Consider the following 16,621-nt stretch of genomic DNA (forward strand, 5'->3'; position numbering starts at 1 on the left):
TCACGGCAGCAGGCGACGCCCTCCCGGCTTTTGCACCCAAAACGCCAACGCTCCCGCACCTTTAGCGCCCCCTCAAACCGCCGACACTGGCCCCGTGCCCTTCGGCGTCCTTACGTGACGTCCGCCGCCTGCTTAATTTTCAGCGGTTTGGCTGCACCAGCCAGCACCAGTGCCAGGAGGATGGGCGCCAGGATGGCCAGCAATGCCAGGTGGATACCGGTGAGGTCCCCCAGGTACCCGAGCAGCGGAGGGCCGGCGAGGAATGAGACATATCCAAGGGTGGATACGACCGAAACCCTCGCGGCTGCATGCTGCGGGTCGTCGGCTGCGGCTGACATCCCCATCGGGAAGGCCAGGGCTGCTCCCACACCCCACAGTGCCGCGCCCGCGGCGGCAAGCCAGAGGTTCCCCGCCAGCACGAAGAGGCAAAGACCTGCCGCGGCCGCGGCCATGCTGGCACGCAGCACCGCAACGCGGCCATACTTGTCGATGACCCGGCCACCAAAGAACCGCATGGCCGTCATGGCCAGGACAAACAGGGCAAACATCAGTGCCCCGGTGGACTCTGAAGTGCCAAGTCCATCCACCGATGCCTTCGCAATCCAGTCGTTGCCGGCGCCTTCCGTCAGGGTTGCCCCAAGGACCACCACTCCAATGAGCAGGGTCCGGCTGTCCCGCCATGCGGAGGGACCCTTGGCCGGCTTCGCTTCACCTTCGGGGATGGCGGCTGCAATGTGGGGCAGGAAGTAGCGGGGTGCGATCGTCGTGACCAGGACCACGATGCCGACGATCACCAGCAGGTGCACCGGCAGGTCCACACCCAGGTTGGAAAGCGCCGCGCCGACGATAGCACCCACGAAAGCGCCGCCGCTGAACGCTGCATGGAACTGCGGCATGATGGTCCGCCGCATCCTGTGTTCGACGTCGGCCCCCTCAATGTTCTGGGACACATCCCAAAGTCCAATGGCGATGCCGAAGAAAAACAGGGAGACGGCTGTGCCGGGCATCGAAGCATTGGAAAGTGACAGGGCGATGCCCACCCCCGACGCTGCGGCCAGCAGCCCACCCAACCGGACTGTGTTGGCGGTTCCGAGCCGCCCGACCACCAGACCCGCAGTAGGCAGTGCCAGCAGCGAACCGACGGCGGTGCACAGCAAGAGTGTCCCCATCTGTCCCGAGGTGATCTGCAGCGTCTCGGTGACTGCGGGAATTCGTGCTGCCCAACTGGCGAAGACCAGGCCGTTGATTCCAAAGACCAGGAACGTGGCCAACGCCGCCGCCTTCAGTCCCGCTTCTTGTTCCGTGCCGGTGTTGAGGCTCATACATTCACTACTTCCACTGAGTATTCGTCGAGTTGGGCGCGCTCCCCGGCGCTGAATTCCTTGTCCGTCACCATCACGTCCACCCGTTCCAGGCCTGCCACCAGCACCCGTGCATGTGCGTTCCACTTTGCCGAAGCAGCGGCCAGCACCACCCGGGCACCGGCTTCGAGACCTGCCCGTTTTACCGCCGCATCCTCCAGGTCGTGGGCGAGCAGCCCGTCCTTGAGGTCCACGGCGCAGGGTGTAACGACGGCGGTATCAAACCGCAGCGACCTGATGTTTGACTCTGCCAGGGGTCCGCGGAAGCATAATTCGCCCGGCACCAGGCTTCCCCCGGGCAACAGGAGGGACGGCCGGACGCCGGCGGGGCTGTCTTCACCGGCCGCCGCATTGAGTGACCGCAGGGACATGGGCATCAAGGTGAGGTCCCTGCCTGCTACTGCCCGCGCCACCTCCGTGGCGGTACTGCCGCTGTCCAGCCAGACATGCTCCCGGTCCCGCAGCAGGTCTGCCACGGCTGCGGCAATCCGCTTTTTGACGTCCTGATCCTCCAGCTCGCGCTGGCCATAACCTGGATTCATGCCCTGGGCGATCAGGCTCCTGGCTCCGCCGTGGATGCGTCGGAGCACACCGTTGGCGGCCAGTACTTCAAGGTCGCGGCGGATGGTTGCGCCCGAGGCATCGCAGGCAAGAATCAGCTCTTCAACGCTCACTTCCGGCCGGCCGCGCAGGATTTCGGCAATAGTACGGTGCCGCTCCTCCGTCTTCATGCTCAAATGATAGCAACTTATGATCAATTGATCAGGGCTTGATCAGTGGTTCGTGGGGGAGTGATGCGGAAAAGCCGGCGGGATGTCCGGCTCAGCGGGCGCGCTCGACGCGTTTCTCGTCCCAGACCGGCTCTGCTGATTCGTACACTTTTCCATCGGATCCGAACACCAGGAAACGGTCGAAGGTGCGGGCGAACCAGCGGTCATGCGTGACGGCCAGGACCGTCCCCTCAAAATGGTCGATGGCCCGCTCCAATGCCTCCGCGGAATGCAGGTCCAGGTTGTCAGTCGGCTCGTCCAACAGCAGCAAGGTGGCGCCGCTGAGCTGCAGCAGCAGGATCTGGAACCGTGCCTGCTGGCCGCCGGAGAGGGACTCGTACTTCTGCTCGGACTGTCCCGCTAGCCCGTAACCGTCCAGCGCCCCGGCCGCTGCTTCCCGGCCAAGGCCTGAGCGGTGCTCATCACCGCGGTGCAGGATCTCGAGGAGCGTCTTGCCGAGCAGATCCGGCCGCACATGCGTCTGGGCGAAGAAACCCGGACGGATGCGGGCCCCGAGTTTCACGGTGCCCTCATGGGGAACCTCGGCGATCTCAACATCGGACACAGGCAGGTGCTCCCGCTCCGGATCGGTTCCCCCGGTGGCGAGCAGGCGGAGGAAGTGGCTCTTGCCCGAGCCGTTCGAACCCAGGACGCCCACGCGGTCGCCGAACCACACTTCCGTGGAGAACGGCTTCATGAGCCCGGTCAGTTCCAGCCGTTCCGCCACTATGGCACGCTTGGCGGTGCGGCCGCCCTTGAGCCGCATCCGCACATTCTGCTCGATGGGCAGCGCCTCCGGCGGCCCCACTTCAAGGAACTTGGCAAGACGGGTCTGGGCTGCGTGGTACCTGTTGGCCATGTCGGAGCGGAAGGCTGCCTTGTTCTTGTACATGTTGACGAGCTCCTTGAGCTTGATGTGCTCCTCGTCCCAACGTTTGCGAAGTTCCTCGAAACGGGCATTCCGGTCCGCGCGCGCCTCGACATAGGAGCCGAATCCGCCGCCGTGGATCCATGCCGCCGCCCCGTTGATTCCCGGCTCCAGCGTCACGATGCGTCCCGCGGCATTGTTCAGAAGTTCGCGGTCGTGACTGATGAAGAAGACGGTTTTTTTGGATTCGTTAAGCTTTTCCTCAAGCCAGCGCTTACCGGGCACGTCCAGGTAGTTGTCCGGTTCGTCCAGCAGCAGGAGGTCATCCGGGCCGGCAAAGAGCGCCTCCAGGACCAGCCGTTTTTGCTCACCGCCGGAAAGGCTCGACGCCGGGCGGTGCTGTGCGTGGTCAAAGGGCAGTCCCAGCGCAGCCATGCACACCTCGTCCCAGACCGTCTCGACGTCGTAGCCTCCGGCGTCGCCCCAGTCCACGATGGCCTGCGCATACCGCATTTGGGTCGGTTCGTCGTCGTGCTCCATCATGGCGAGTTCAGCCTCGTCAACCTCGCGGGCAGCGGCAGCAAGCGCGGGCGGTGCAGCGGAGACCAGGAGATCGCGGACGGTGGAGTCGTCCCTGACCTGGCCTACGAACTGGCGCATGATCCCCATGTTTCCGGACCGTCCAATGACGCCCTCGTCCGGCGTGAGGTCACCGGCGATGATCCGGAAAAGGGTTGTTTTACCCGTCCCGTTGGGTCCGATCAAAGCAGTCTTGGTGCCATCCGGAACCTTGAAGGTCACCCCGTTCAGCAACTGGGTGCCGTCGGAGAGGAAGTAATCGATACCGGAAACGTCAATATGGGCCACGGGGTCCATCTTCCCACGCGGCCCATATCCGGTTGGACCCGCTAGCCTGCTGCGGTCAGGAATTCCTTCAGCAATGGTCCGGACGTTGTTGCGCCCAGGCCGCCGTCCTCCACGAAGACAGCGACGGCAAGGTCACCCTGCACTGCCACTATCCAGGCGTGGGTTTTGGGCGGGTTCTCATTGCCGAACTCCGCCGTGCCGGTCTTGGCCCCAACGGGTTCTCCGGGAACGGATGAGAGGAAACCTGCATGTCCAGAGGTGACGACGGCGCGCATCATGTCGGCCAGGGAAGCAGCCTCTGCGGCGGTGATTGGCTGCTCGGACGCGGTCGACGGGGCTTCTGCGGTGGCTGTCGCCGAAGGCTGTGCGGCCGGCGCTGTCGAACCGCTTGTGGTTCCCGCAGCAGCTGCACCGCCGTCGGGGTTCAGCACGAGCTGCGGGGAGACCGGCGCACCCTTGGCTACCGAACCGGCCATCATCGCCGCTGCAAGGGGCGAGAGAAGCACCTTGCCCTGGCCGATCATGGAGGCGGCATGCTCCGTTCCGGCTGCTTCGGCAGGGACGGAACCGAGGAAAGCGTCAGCACCAAGCGTGGGCGCCTCCACGGCGAGGCCCATGGCCATGGCTGCCGCCTCGAGCTGCCCCTGCGACACCGTGTTGCGGGCGGCAATGAAGGCGGTGTTGCAGGAATGGGCGAAGGCATCCCGGAGGCTCACGGAACCGAGGGAGTCCTCGGGATACCCCTCCGCGTTCTTGAACGTCCGTCCGTCCACGGTAAGAGTGGGGCTGCACTCGACCTTGGAATCCGGAGTGAGCCCGTTGCGGAACATCGCCAGCGAGTCCACCATCTTGAAGATTGATCCGGGGGCGTACTGGCCCAGCATGGCCGTGTTGTAGCCGTTGCTGCCCGGACCCGACGCTGCCGCCAGGATGGCGCCCGTTGACGGGCGCAGGGCCACGAGGGCGGAGGCCGGGCCCACGTCCTCCAAAGTGCTTTCGGCAAGCGCCTGCAGTCCCGGGTCCAGCGTGGTCTTCAGCGGCGTACCCGGTGTTGGCGCAACCTCGAAGAGAACGCGCCTCGGATCCGTGCCGGAAGACTGGATCTGTTCACGGGTCAGGTCCGCGCGCTGGGCACGGATAACGACGGCGTCCGTCCCCCGGAGTTGCTCGTCGTACTGTTGCTGAAGACCGCCAATGCCTGTCACGTCTCCCGGAGTCAGCGCCCCTTCCGACGCCTCGATCTGTTCAGCGGTCGCCTCGCCGACGGAGCCGAGCACTGCGCGGGCAAAAATCCGGCTGGGTGCCAGCGGCATGGAAGCAGGAATGGCACGCGCACCTGGAATGGCGGCGATCTGCTCGTTCGTGATGGTACGGCCCTCTTCACGCAGGGTGATCGCCGGAACGAAGGCTTCCGCACCGGCCGCCTTGACCTGCTCCGTATAGCCGGCGGGGTCCACTCCCACCAGAGCGGCCAGTTTTCCTGCCGGGTCTGCCGGATCGGCCCCACCCAGCTGCGGCTTGTCGAGTCCGACGTTCACCACGGGCCGGTAGGTAACCAGGGGAATATCGCCGGCACCGAGGATGTCAGCGCGTTGCGGCGACTGGGAGCCTTTCGTCAGAATTTCGGAGTCCGCGAGGCCCGGGACCAGGATGGCAGGGTCCCATACCGTGAGCCATTTATCCCCGGACTTCTTGAACTTGGCCGAAACCGTGTACTTCCACTCCGCATCCCCGAAGGACCAGGTGTAGTTCAGGGGCGCCGAAGCGTTGTCCCCATCCAGGGCGAGCTCGCCTGCCTCTACCGCCGGCTTTTGCGGATCAAGGGCAGCAAAGACAGTTTTCAGCTGGTCATTGGCCGCACCGGCATCCTTGCCGTCGAAGGCTACCGACCCTACGTCCAGCCCGGAGACGGCACTGGCCAGTTGTGTGGCCGCCGCTTCAGCACCACTGCGTCCGTCGTCACACGCCACCAACGACGTTCCAAGAATGAGAGCAGCTACGGCAACCGAAAGTTTTGTTTTTTTCCCCATCGCGCCATTATGCCCCGGATTTGACACTCCCTTTTCCCACATTGCGCACCTTGTCTTTGAAGTCAGCGCACCGCAGAAGCGTCGACTCCCAGCGCTGGTAAAGGCAGCTTGAAGATGTCTTTAAGCGCGTACCTTGCGGCGTGCAGTCCGGGCATTCCCGTGACCCCCGGACCCGGCGGAGTGGAGGACGAACACAAGTACACTCCGGGCAAGGGAGTACGCCACGGCACCCGGGACACCACTGGCCTCTGGACAAGGCCCCGGAGATCCATGGTGCCCACGCTGAAGTCCCCGCCGATGTAGTTCCGGTTGTAGTCGGCCAGCTGCGCCGCCGTGACCACGTGGGTTTGCAGCACGAGGTCGCGGAAGCCAGGGGCGTAACGCTCCAGTTGGGCAGTGATGGCCTCGGTCATGTCCTTGCTTGAGCCAGCTGGAACGTGGCAGTAGGCCCACAGGGTGTGGTGCCCGGCCGGTGCGCGGCCAGTGTCGAAGCGTGACTGTTGGGCCACAAGGACGTACGGACGTTCAGGGTGCCTGCCGGCGTCGACGTCGTTCTCAGCACTGGCCACCTCAGCCCGGGTACCGCCCAGGTGGACCGTTCCGGCGTCTGCCAGTTCCGGTGCCGCCCATGGCACAGGTCCGGAAAGGATGTAGTCCACTTTGCACGAGCCATTCCCGTACCTGAAGGATTCCAGCGCCGCCCGGTAGCGCGTGGGAAGGGCGCTACCGGCCATGTTCAGCAGGCCTTGCGGGGCGACATTCAACAAAGTTGCACGGGCAGCGGGAAGATCTTCCAGGCGGTCGATAGGCGCATCGGTGTGGATAACACCGCCATGCGCAACGATGTCGTCCGCTAATGCGGCAGCAATGGAAGCCGAGCCGCCTTCCGGAATGGGCCATCCCCCGGCATGCCCAAGTGCCCCCAGCATCAACCCGGCGCCGGAAGCGCCAAGGGAGGGCTGATGGGAGATGGCGTGGGCGGCAACCCCGCTGAGCAGGGCGGGCGCGAGGTCTTCCTTGAACCGGGCATTCCACAGTCCGGATCCCTGCTCCAGGGTCCGCAGCCCGAAAATCCCGGCTGCCAGCGGATTGCGGGGTATGCGGAGAAGCTGGTTCTGGGTGAAGTCCATAACGGCGTCGATGCGGGCCACAAGAGGCGCCATGAGCCGCCGGTAGGCATCGCCGTCGCGGCCCAACGCGGCCGCTGTCCTGTCCAGCGACCGGTAAGCGAGGGCGGCCCTGCCACCGTCCAGGGGAGATCCGTAAGACAGTTCCGGGGTTATCAGGTTCACCCTGCGGGACAGTTCAAAGGCCTTGAAGAACGGGGAAGCGACTGCCATCGGGTGCACGGCTGAGCAGATGTCGTGGAAGTGGCCGGGCTGCATCAGTTCAGTGGTCCGCGTGCCACCACCGATTGTCTTGCCCGCTTCGAAGATTTCGACGGCGAGGCCGGCCCGCGCCATGACCGCCGCGGCTGCAAGTCCGTTGGGTCCGGCGCCCACCACGGCGACGTCAGGCATTTGAGGCTGCCTTCCCGGGCAAGAGGGAATCTGCAGGCCTGCGCAGGCTCAACCGGAAACGATCCGGCGCGCGGGCGAAGGGCCCGCCATGGGGATCGTCTACATGGTGGCGCCGGATGGGGTCGTAGTCCGGATTGTAGATGTCCCAGGCCACCCGAAGCATAAGGTAGGCCACCGCAGCCATGTGCGCCGCCACGGCGAGGACGTAGTAGGGCATATCCAGGTTGTGCTGGGAAGAGCCTGCGCTGGTCACTTGTCCAAGGTACATCCACACGGCGGCCCAATGCAGGCCCTCAATTCCCTGCCAGATCAGGAAGTCGCGCCAGCGTGGCCGGGCCAGGGCCAGGAGGGGGATCAGCCACACCACAAACTGCGGCGAGTAAGCCTTGTTGGTGAGGATGAAGGCGGCCACCAGGAGGAAAGCGAGCTGGGCCAGGCGTGGGCGGCGGGGAGCAGCCAGCGCAACGACAGCAATTGCAGCAAACAACACCACAAACAGGCCGGGCGCGAGCAGGTCCACAGCGGCGGGGCTCAGCTCGGACCATCGCAGCCTGCCGGCCACCAGATTGTAGGCGAACCACGGCGAACTGTAGCCCGCTTCACGGTCGGCGGCGAACCGAAAATAGTACGTCCACCCGCCAAAGTTTGCTGCCGCGAAAGGCAGGTTAACCGCCGTCCACGTCATCGCCGCTGCACCACCTGTGACCAGCAGGGCACGAAGCCGGCCCGACCGAAGGGCCAGCAGCAGGATGGCACCCAGAACGAGCAGCGGGTACAGGTTGGTGGCGGTCGCGAGTCCTATCAGGATCCCGGCCGGTACCAGCCGCTGACGAGCGAAAAAATACATGCCGACGGCGAGCAGGCACACCGTCCACAGGTCCCAGTTTATGGTGCCCGCGAGAATGATTCCGGGCGCCAGGGCCACCATTGCGGCATCCCAGGGCCGGCGCGCGGACGTCCTGGCGGTTGCGAGGACCGTGATCATGGCCACCACCGCCAGCAGCGCCGCATTGATGTCGAAGTAGGCCAGGACCCGTCCCTCCGATGTCCCGGTACCCGGAACCAACCAGGCCGTCAGCCCGGCGATGAGGCCTACAAGGACCGGATATTCGAACTGGCTGCCGAGAATGGGGACGGCGCCCTCCGCCAGCCCGCGGTTCCGAAAGAGCTCAGGAAAGTCCGAATAGCAGGTGGCGTAGAACTGGCTGGGGGATTCCCAGCCGTTGGCGCGGCAATAGCTTTTGAGCAGTACGCCGATGAGTGCCGCAACGACGGTGAGGAGGATCAGTACCCGTTCCACAGTGAATATGCCGGGTGAAACGACACCTGGGTCGGATCTGCGCCCCAGCGGACCGCCAACCACTTCCGTGAAGTTCCGCAGCAACATGTCGCTGCGGCTGGGAACCACCAGTCTGGCCCGTCCTCGGCGCCCCGGGGGCTGGGTCTCCTCCATGGAATCGAGCTTACCGGTGCGCCTGCAAGGATATCCGCAGGCGCAAACAGTACCGGCGGATACTGAAGGCCGGATCGCGGCGCTGCTGGTTCAGCAGTCACCGCAATCCGGCGCCAGGAGTGTTCAGCGAAGGCCTCCCATCTGCTGGTGCAACAGGACGAACACGTCGTCCCGCAGCTGCTGCTCCAACAGGTCCCTGTTGAACATCTTCCTGCTGGACCCTTGTGGCCGGGGAAACAGGAGCTTCCGGAGTTTTCGAATCATGGATTTTCACCTCCCATCAGGGTGATGGCTGTCCCTAAAACGGGCGCGACAAATCAAAGGCGGTATGGGAAAGGAAATTGCCGGCTAAATTCAGGCAGGCAAATGCGCAGCAATAAATAAGGTGTTTGAACAGGAAAAGGAACTCCTGTGCATGCTGCCGGCAGCCCCAACGCGAAGCTGGTTCCGAATTATGGGGTGCGGGCAGGAGACGCCTGCAACACACGCCTGGGTCCACCGTCGGCGGGATGTCTGCCGAACAGGGGAAACTTCAGGTCTGCGAACCCGCCTGTAAAGCCGGGATACCTTGCCGCCGCAGGGAAAAGGGCGGAAGGGCAGGGGCTAGCTGCCTGAACGGCCCCGGAACAGGCGCGCGTTGTGCGCAGAGGCCGGGTACGCGTCGACAGTGGTCTTCCGTCCGCCAGTCAAAGTCATCATTTCTCCCAACCTCCTTTTCTACTGTTCGGTGCAATTAGAGCGTGCAACCGGGCCGCTGACCTTGGCAGATTACTCTGGGGTCAGAAATAAAAGTACACCAGGAATGTTCCGGTGACTACTTATTGCAGGAGATTCCCCCAAAGTTCTTATAAAGAGACTTTCCTAGAGTCCCCAACGCACAATTGCCGGTGTTTTCTTATCCCAGCCCAGCGTGCACACTTTAGCCGTTCCAAGGATGAAGTGCCGGCCCTCAGTGGGCGGCAGTTCCAGCCACCGGGCAGTGAGGATCCTCGAGAAGTGGCCGTGCGCAACGATCAGCACGTTGTCCATTCCGGATCCCAGGATCCGGCCGATAATCTTGTCGGCCCTGGCGCCAACCTCGTCCAGCGTCTCGCCGTTTGGAACACCGTGGGTCCAAATGAGGTAGTCGGGGTTGTCCTTCCGGATCAGGTCGGAGCTGATGCCTTCGTAGTCGCCATAGTTCCATTCCACTGCCAGCGGTTCGTGCTGCGCGTCCGGAAACCCGGCAAGTTCCGCGGTCCGCCGGGCACGCCTCAGGGGTGAGGTAAGCACCAGGTCGAAGTCGACGGCGTCGAGCACCTTCCGCGCTTCCACGGCCTGCTGTTCACCTTCCACCGTGAGCGGGAGGTCCGTAAGCCCGGTGTACTGGCCGCTCTTGGACCACTCGGTCTCCCCGTGGCGGAGGATCCAGAGCTGGGGACGGGGGACAAGGGCAGGATCGGTCACTGGGTCTCCTCAGAAGGGAAAGGTTCGACGGCGGCGGGAGACATTCCGGCCTCCGCTGCGGCAGGTGCCGATTCGGGCTGTTCGGCCCACCAGCGGAGCAGCCGGGCTTCCGCTTCCCCGACGGGCAAAGGACCGTGTTCCATCCGCTCGTTGAGCAGGAACTTGTAGGCCTTACCTACCACTGGGCCGGGCTTGAGGCTGAGCAGTTCCATGATCCGGGCACCGTCCAGGTCCGGGCGCACGGCATCCAGTGACTCCTGCTCCCTCAGCGCGGCGATGCGGGCTTCGAGGTCGTCATAGGCAAAAGCCAGCCGCTCAGCCTTTCGCTGGTTTCGGGTAGTGACATCGGAACGGGTGAGCCGGTGCAGGCGTTCCAGCAGCGGACCGGCGTCGGTAACGTACCGGCGGACCGCCGAGTCGCTCCAGCCGGCCTCGCCGTAGCCGTAGAAGCGCATGTGCAGCTCCACGAGGCGCGCAACGGCCTTGGTGGAGTCATTGTCGAAACGCAGGGCCTTCATGCGTTTCGACGTCAGTTTGGCGCCCACCATGTCGTGGTGGCGGAAGCTGACCGCCCCGCCCGGTTCGAAGCGCCGCGTAGCCGGCTTGCCGACGTCGTGCATCAATGCTGCGAAGCGCAGCACAAAGTCGGGGGCGGGTACCGGGCCGTCAGCGTCCGTCTCCAGCTGGGTTGCCTGTTCCAGAACCTGCAGGGAGTGCTGGTAGACGTCCTTGTGGCGGTGGTGCTCATCGGACTCGAGGCGGAGGGCGGACACTTCGGGCAACACGAATTCGGCGAGACCCGTGTCCACCAGCAGGTCCACACCCACACGGGGCTGAGCCCCGCAGATGAGCTTGACCAGCTCGTCGCGGACCCGCTCGGCGGAAATGATGGTGATGCGTTCGGCCATGCGGGTCATGGCTTCCCGGACGTCGTCGTGGACTGTCACTCCCAGCTGGGCCGCGAACCTGGCAGCCCGCATCATCCTCAGAGGGTCATCGGAGAAGGACGCCTCAGGTGCCCCGGGCGTGGCCAACACGGACGCGTGCAGGTCCCGGACGCCTCCGAACGGATCCACAAGTTCCATGGTGGGCAGTTTCAAGGCCATGGCGTTGATGGTGAAGTCACGGCGCAGCAGGTCATCCGTCAGGGACGAGCCGAACGCCACCACCGGCTTGCGGGACTCGGCGTCATAGGCTTCTGCCCGGTAGGTGGTGATTTCAATCTGGAACCCGTCCTTGCGCATGCCAATGGTTCCGAAGGCCCGGCCAATCTCCCAGAAGTTGTCCGCCCACTTCTTGATCAGGGCGACCGTCTGGTCCGGGGTGGCGTCCGTGGTGAAGTCCAGGTCGGGCGAGGTGCGTCCCAGGAACAGGTCCCGCACCGGTCCGCCCACCAAAGACAGTTCGTGGCCGGCGTCGACAAAGCGCTGCCCGAGCTCCAGGACCACCGGGTCCACCTGGAAATCGACGGTGTGGGAATCAGTCTTGTGATGTGCGTGCGCCATAGTTACTTAAGCTTGGCAGAAACCAGCGCCCCGGCAGGCCAAAATACTGTCAAGATCCTTTTGATTCGGTCCGCCGCCGCGAAACTGCGTCATATGCCGTCCATGTTGGAGTCATGTTCCGGTCATCACGAACGGGCAACAGTCGTTAGAGTGGACTCCATGGCCCATCCAGTACCGAGCGCTCCCGGCAGGAGGACGAACGCACCATTGCCGTCGGCAATCGGTGCGCACGTTGCGCCTGCCCAGCATTCGGCACCGGCTTCGTTGCCAACGGTCGAGGAAGTCTCGGCCGGCGGCGTGGTGGTGGATACGTCCGACGCCGGGTTGAGGGTTGCGATCATCGCCCGCCTTAACCGCGGCGGGCGCCTCGAGTGGTGCCTGCCCAAGGGCCATCCGGAGGGCAAGGAAAACAACGAAGAGGCCGCGGTGCGGGAGATTGCCGAAGAAACCGGCATCGAGGGCAGCATCCTTGCCCCGTTGGGAAGCATCGACTACTGGTTCACGGTCAGCGGCCACCGGGTCCATAAAACCGTGCACCATTATCTCCTGCGCGCTACCGGCGGCGAGCTGACCATCGAGAACGATCCCGACCAGGAAGCCGTGGACGTGGCCTGGGTGCCCATCCAGGAGCTGGCCCGGAAATTGTCCTTCCCCAATGAGCGGCGCATCGCCGACCTCGCCCGCGAGGTCCTGCCCGGACACCTCTAAGAGGCGCCGCCTGTGCCGGTGTTGCGGTGATAGGGGCGTTCGGGTGAGACGATGAACTCGATGTCAGCTTCCAATTTTCCTTCCGACAAACCCGGCCGGCCCGGCGACGCTGCAGCTGGCGTCCCTGCAGATGGCGCCCCTCTCGACGGGGCCCCCGTGGACAGCGGCCAACCAGGGGCCGTGCAAGCGAGTGAAACGCGTTCCAGCGCCATCATGGCCGCGGGGACGCTCATTTCGCGGTTCCTCGGGTTTGGAAAGACCTGGATGCTGGGCACGGCCCTGGGACTCGGCTCCACGGTCAACGACACGTTCATCAACGCCAACAACCTGCCGAACCTGATCTTCCTGCTGGTGGCCGGCGGTGTGTTCAACGCCGTCCTGGTGCCGCAGATCATCAAGGCAAGCAAAGCCCCGGACAAGGGAGCGGACTACATCAGCCGGCTGCTGACGCTTGCTGTACTGCTCCTGCTGGGGCTGACCGCCCTGGTGACACTGGCAGCTCCCTGGGTCATCGAGCTCACCACCCAGGGATACTCACCGCAACAAAAAGCCCTGGCCGTCACCTTCGCCTTCTGGTGCCTGCCACAGATCTTCTTCTACGGGCTGTACGCCCTGCTCACGCAGATCCTGAATGCCAACGGCGCTTTTGGTCCTGCAATGTGGGCGCCCATCCTGAACAACCTGGTGGCCATCGCAGGCCTCGGCATGTTCATCTATATTTTCGGCGCCAACGAGTTCAACCCGCACACGCTGGACAACTGGGGCGACACCCAAACACTGCTGGTGGCAGGGTTCTCCACCATCGGCGTCGTATCCCAGACCGCCATCCTGATGATCCCCGTGGTGCGGTTGAAACTGGGACTAAGGCCGCGGTTCGGCTGGCGGGGAGTGGGACTGGGCCAGGCGGCAAAGCTGAGCGTATGGACGCTCCTGACGGCCGCCGTCGGGCAACTGGCCTTCCTCTACGTCATGCGCATCGCCACCATTCCCGGCGCGGAACGCATCCGGCTGCAGCAGGCGGGCGACCCGGCCGCGTACATGCTGCCCGGCAACGCGGTGCTGGAAGTGGCCAGCCAGCTTTACCTGCTGCCGCACTCCATCATCGCGCTGTCGCTTGCCACCGTCCTCTTTAACCGGATGACACGTGCGTCACAGGACGGCAATCGCGACCAACTCCGCGATGCCCTCTCGCACGGACTGCGGACCATGGCCGTGGCCACTGTATTTGGTGCCCTGGCCCTGTTTGCCCTGGCCGGCCCGCTGGGCATGTTCTTCTCCGGCGGCCTGCGCCAGGACGGCGTGATGCTTGCGCAGACGCTCACCATCCTGGCCCTGAGCACCCCCTTCATGAGCGCCAACTTCATGATGTCGCGGGTGTTCTACGCGAATGAGGACGCACGCACCCCCTTCTACGTCCAGCTGCAGCTTGCCGTGGTTTACGTTGCCGGCGCGTTCGCCATCCAGTTCCTGCCGGTAAACCAGATCATCTACGCCATCGCAGTCCTCTATATGGTGGGCAACATTTTGTCCGTGGTCATCAGCGCCTACTTCCTGCGGCGCCTCCTCGGACACCTCGACGGACCCAGGATCGCAAATTCCTACATCCGGATGGGTTACGCCGCTTTGGGATCAGCCATCGCGGGCGCGGGCGCACTGTGGTTGATGGGCAGCTACAGCCCGGACGGATTCGCTTGGCAGGACCGGCTGTCGGCGCTGATCACGGTCATCGTGGTGGGCCCCGTGATGCTGGTGGTCTACTTCTTCCTGCTCAAACTGTTCCGCGTGGCTGAACTTCGCGACCTGCTCCGGCCGCTGCTTGGCCGCTTTGGCCGTGGCCGCCCCGCGGCGCCCGCGGCACCAGGCGGGGTCCCCCCGTCGTCCTCTCCCGAGGGAACGCCTTCGGTGGAGGCAGGGCCCGCCGTGGAACGCCCTGCCCGTGCCGAACGCTCCACCACGTCCGTTGACACGGGCCTCATTCCCCGGATTTCCGGCGAATTTGATGCGGCTTCCTTCCGCGCCGGCCCCGCGCCGGAGCACCGTGCGGGCCGCGCGGACTCTTACGACGCCGACATTCACGGGGCGCCCGACGGCGGCTACCTGCCAGGTGAGGATCAGCCCAGTACCGCCCGCGGAGGCCTGCTCCGTGAGCAGATCCAACTGCCCGGCCGGCGCACCTTCCAGGGCAAGGCAGGGGAGAACCCTTATTTCAAGCGGCGGCGGCCGCGGAAAAAGTAACTGACGTGCCGTTTCCCGACGCCTTTGTCTGCGGTGCGCCGGACGCAATCCGCTAGGATCGAAAAGGTACAGGGGGAGTTGCATTCAGGGGCACGCCGCGTGGCTGGTCCATGAACGGCGGTCGCATCATCTATGCCGGCAATCCCGGAAAGTCTAGGAGGAACACGTGTCCAACCCGATCGATGTCGGATCAGTACTGGGCGGCCGCTACAAGGTCACAGCCACTGTATTGGCTTCGCACGACCACGATCTGGTGCTGGATGGTGTGGATCAGGTCCTGAACCGGCCGGTCAGCATCCTGGTTGCCGGACCCGGGAACACAGACCAGGTGGCCCAAAGCGCCCGTGAGGTTGCCACCGGTGAACGGCCCGGTACTGTCCAGGTACTGGACCTTGGCGTGACTGAAGCAGCCACGTACCTCATCACCAACCACACGTCCGCAGCAGATCTGCTGGACCTCGCAGTGGCGTCGAATCCTCCATATGTGGAGCCGTTTTTCACCGACACACTGGGCAGCGAGATCTTTGGCCAGCCCCGGTCCCACGAGCCGGAACCCTACGACGACGAAGATCACGTCGACGCCGGGTACATCAACTATGGGGATACCCACCGCAGCCAGGTGGACCCCTATGGAACGGCGCCCGTTGCGCCGCCAAAACCTCCGGTGAGGCCTTCGGCAGCGCCTGGAGCGGGCCGGAAAGCCGCGGGGGCGTCCGCTGTTGGCGGGGCAGCCGCAACGGGTGCTGCAGCCGGAGCCGGTGCCGCAGCACGCGATGAAGCAGCACGTGGCGGGGCGGCTGGAGCCGATACTGATCCGGATGCCACCGCCGCGCATTCGGTACAGGCTGCATCCACTGGTTCCGCCGCCGGATCTTCTTCTGGCAGTTCAGCCCGTGAAGCCGCGTCCGGGAGGCCCAAGGTATCCCTCTGGTCCGATGACGACTACGCGCAGGCGGACCAGCAGGGTCATGATGACCACGATGAAAAACCGGCCGAGGATCCCAAGCCCGTCAACAAAAAACCAGCCATGTTTGCCCGGGCGGCAGCTCCGGCTGCTGCTGGGGTTTCCTTCGCCGACCAGGGCAACCATGACGGTGACAGCGACGAGCCTGAACGTGAACCGCGGTCCATGCGTTGGCTGGTGGGCGGGCTCCTGGCAGTGGTCCTCATCGCAGGGCTCGTCTTCGCCGTGACCAATCTGGGCAGCCTCCTTTCCCAGCCCCAGGCGAACAGCCCGGCCCCGGCAGCCACCAACACCAGCGCTCCGGAAGCTTCATCCGCGCCCACCCAGGCGCCCAGCTCCGCTCCGCCGGCTGTACCGCCGGCCATTGAAAGTGTCAGCCGCCAGGGGAACTTCGACTTCGCCGCAACGTTCGACGGTGACCTGGCAAAGGCTTACGACGGGAATGCGGCAAGCTACTGGTCGGACATGGAATTTGCCAGCGAGAACTGGGGCGGTCTGGCACCGCAGGGCGTTCCGCTGATGGTGAAGCTGGAGAAGCCGGCCACGGTTTCGTCGATCACGCTCTCGCAGCTTGGCGGCTCCGGTGGAAACATCACCGTCTACACCAATGACCGGCCTTCCCTGGACGGAGCAAAAGCCGTAGGGACCAACAGCTTCACCTCCACCGACCTGAACATGCCGTTGGCGGAGCCCGCAGAGGCGGAGTACGTGATCGTTTCGATCAACTCACTTCCGCGGCTTGCTGCACCCAAGACCCGCTATGGGTTTGGGATCCGCTTGGCCGAGATCAAGGTCCAGTAGCCTTCAGCACCAGCGTCTTTTGCGGCCCTCTCCCTTAGCTGGGGAGGGCCGCTTGTCTTTATGCACTTGTAATGCATTCACGCCCGCGTCATC

At 64.4% G+C, this 16,621-nt stretch carries 12 protein-coding genes; 3 read left to right on the plus strand and 9 right to left on the minus strand.

Translation table 11 applies throughout. The features are described from left to right. Positions 1–110: 110 nt before the first annotated feature. From NXY83_RS20740 to NXY83_RS20780, 9 genes are all read right to left on the minus strand, one after another. Positions 111–1,322, minus strand: coding sequence for an MFS transporter (locus NXY83_RS20740; RefSeq protein WP_258804071.1), 1,212 nt, complete (start codon positions 1,320–1,322; stop codon positions 111–113). Beyond that, positions 1,319–2,092, minus strand: a complete 774-nt coding sequence (locus NXY83_RS20745; RefSeq protein ID WP_258804072.1) for a DeoR/GlpR family DNA-binding transcription regulator — start codon at positions 2,090–2,092, stop codon at positions 1,319–1,321. The genes NXY83_RS20740 and NXY83_RS20745 overlap by 4 nt, the downstream gene beginning before the upstream one ends. Positions 2,093–2,183: 91 nt before the next feature. Further along, the gene (locus tag NXY83_RS20750; protein ID WP_258804073.1) at positions 2,184–3,866 is read right to left on the minus strand and encodes an ABC-F family ATP-binding cassette domain-containing protein; all 1,683 of its coding nucleotides are present in this window, start codon (positions 3,864–3,866) and stop codon (positions 2,184–2,186) included. Positions 3,867–3,907: 41 nt separating this feature from the next. After that, on the minus strand, positions 3,908–5,896 hold the full coding sequence (locus NXY83_RS20755; protein ID WP_258804074.1) for a penicillin-binding transpeptidase domain-containing protein: 1,989 nt from the start codon (positions 5,894–5,896) through the stop codon (positions 3,908–3,910). Positions 5,897–5,958: 62 nt separating this feature from the next. Beyond that, a complete protein-coding gene (locus NXY83_RS20760; RefSeq protein WP_258804075.1) occupies positions 5,959–7,416 on the minus strand; it encodes a phytoene desaturase family protein in 1,458 nt (485 codons plus the stop codon). Then, positions 7,409–8,869 carry a glycosyltransferase family 87 protein gene (locus tag NXY83_RS20765; protein ID WP_258804076.1) on the minus strand — a complete coding sequence of 487 codons (1,461 nt, stop codon included), beginning with the start codon at positions 8,867–8,869 and terminating at the stop codon, positions 7,409–7,411. The genes NXY83_RS20760 and NXY83_RS20765 overlap by 8 nt, the downstream gene beginning before the upstream one ends. A 123-nt stretch (positions 8,870–8,992) precedes the next feature. After that, the gene (locus NXY83_RS20770) at positions 8,993–9,133 is read right to left on the minus strand and encodes a hypothetical protein (RefSeq protein ID WP_258804077.1); all 141 of its coding nucleotides are present in this window, start codon (positions 9,131–9,133) and stop codon (positions 8,993–8,995) included. A 597-nt stretch (positions 9,134–9,730) separates the two neighbouring features. Next, positions 9,731–10,315, minus strand: a complete 585-nt coding sequence (locus tag NXY83_RS20775; RefSeq protein ID WP_258804078.1) for a histidine phosphatase family protein — start codon at positions 10,313–10,315, stop codon at positions 9,731–9,733. Next, positions 10,312–11,820, minus strand: a complete 1,509-nt coding sequence (locus NXY83_RS20780; RefSeq protein ID WP_258804079.1) for a CCA tRNA nucleotidyltransferase — start codon at positions 11,818–11,820, stop codon at positions 10,312–10,314. Before NXY83_RS20780 ends, NXY83_RS20775 begins: the two co-directional genes overlap by 4 nt. Before the next feature lie 207 nt (positions 11,821–12,027). Here NXY83_RS20780 and NXY83_RS20785 point away from each other — a divergent pair, with 207 nt between their 5' ends. From NXY83_RS20785 to NXY83_RS20795, 3 genes are all read left to right on the plus strand, one after another. After that, positions 12,028–12,528 carry an NUDIX hydrolase gene (locus NXY83_RS20785; protein ID WP_258806371.1) on the plus strand — a complete coding sequence of 167 codons (501 nt, stop codon included), beginning with the start codon at positions 12,028–12,030 and terminating at the stop codon, positions 12,526–12,528. 60 nt (positions 12,529–12,588) lie between these two features. Next, positions 12,589–14,763 carry a murein biosynthesis integral membrane protein MurJ gene (gene murJ, locus NXY83_RS20790; protein WP_258804080.1) on the plus strand — a complete coding sequence of 725 codons (2,175 nt, stop codon included), beginning with the start codon at positions 12,589–12,591 and terminating at the stop codon, positions 14,761–14,763. A 166-nt stretch (positions 14,764–14,929) separates the two neighbouring features. Next, positions 14,930–16,528 carry an ABC transporter substrate-binding protein gene (locus NXY83_RS20795; protein WP_258804081.1) on the plus strand — a complete coding sequence of 533 codons (1,599 nt, stop codon included), beginning with the start codon at positions 14,930–14,932 and terminating at the stop codon, positions 16,526–16,528. The last annotated feature ends 93 nt before the right edge of the window (positions 16,529–16,621 follow it).

It is taken from the genome of Pseudarthrobacter sp. NS4 (assembly GCF_024758005.1).
GTDB lineage: Bacteria > Actinomycetota > Actinomycetes > Actinomycetales > Micrococcaceae > Arthrobacter.

What these genes read in the sequence shown, in the direction of transcription:
- NXY83_RS20760 (WP_258804075.1), bottom strand. Translation starts at nt 7,416, where the DNA reads ATGCCTGACGTCGCCGTGGTGGGCGCCGGACCCAACGGACTTGCAGCC.
- NXY83_RS20765 (WP_258804076.1), bottom strand. Translation starts at nt 8,869, where the DNA reads ATGGAGGAGACCCAGCCCCCGGGGCGCCGAGGACGGGCCAGACTGGTG.
- murJ (WP_258804080.1), top strand. Translation starts at nt 12,589, where the DNA reads ATGTCAGCTTCCAATTTTCCTTCCGACAAACCCGGCCGGCCCGGCGAC.
- NXY83_RS20740 (WP_258804071.1), bottom strand. Translation starts at nt 1,322, where the DNA reads ATGAGCCTCAACACCGGCACGGAACAAGAAGCGGGACTGAAGGCGGCG.
- NXY83_RS20780 (WP_258804079.1), bottom strand. Translation starts at nt 11,820, where the DNA reads ATGGCGCACGCACATCACAAGACTGATTCCCACACCGTCGATTTCCAG.
- NXY83_RS20745 (WP_258804072.1), bottom strand. Translation starts at nt 2,092, where the DNA reads ATGAAGACGGAGGAGCGGCACCGTACTATTGCCGAAATCCTGCGCGGC.
- NXY83_RS20755 (WP_258804074.1), bottom strand. Translation starts at nt 5,896, where the DNA reads ATGGGGAAAAAAACAAAACTTTCGGTTGCCGTAGCTGCTCTCATTCTT.
- NXY83_RS20770 (WP_258804077.1), bottom strand. Translation starts at nt 9,133, where the DNA reads ATGATTCGAAAACTCCGGAAGCTCCTGTTTCCCCGGCCACAAGGGTCC.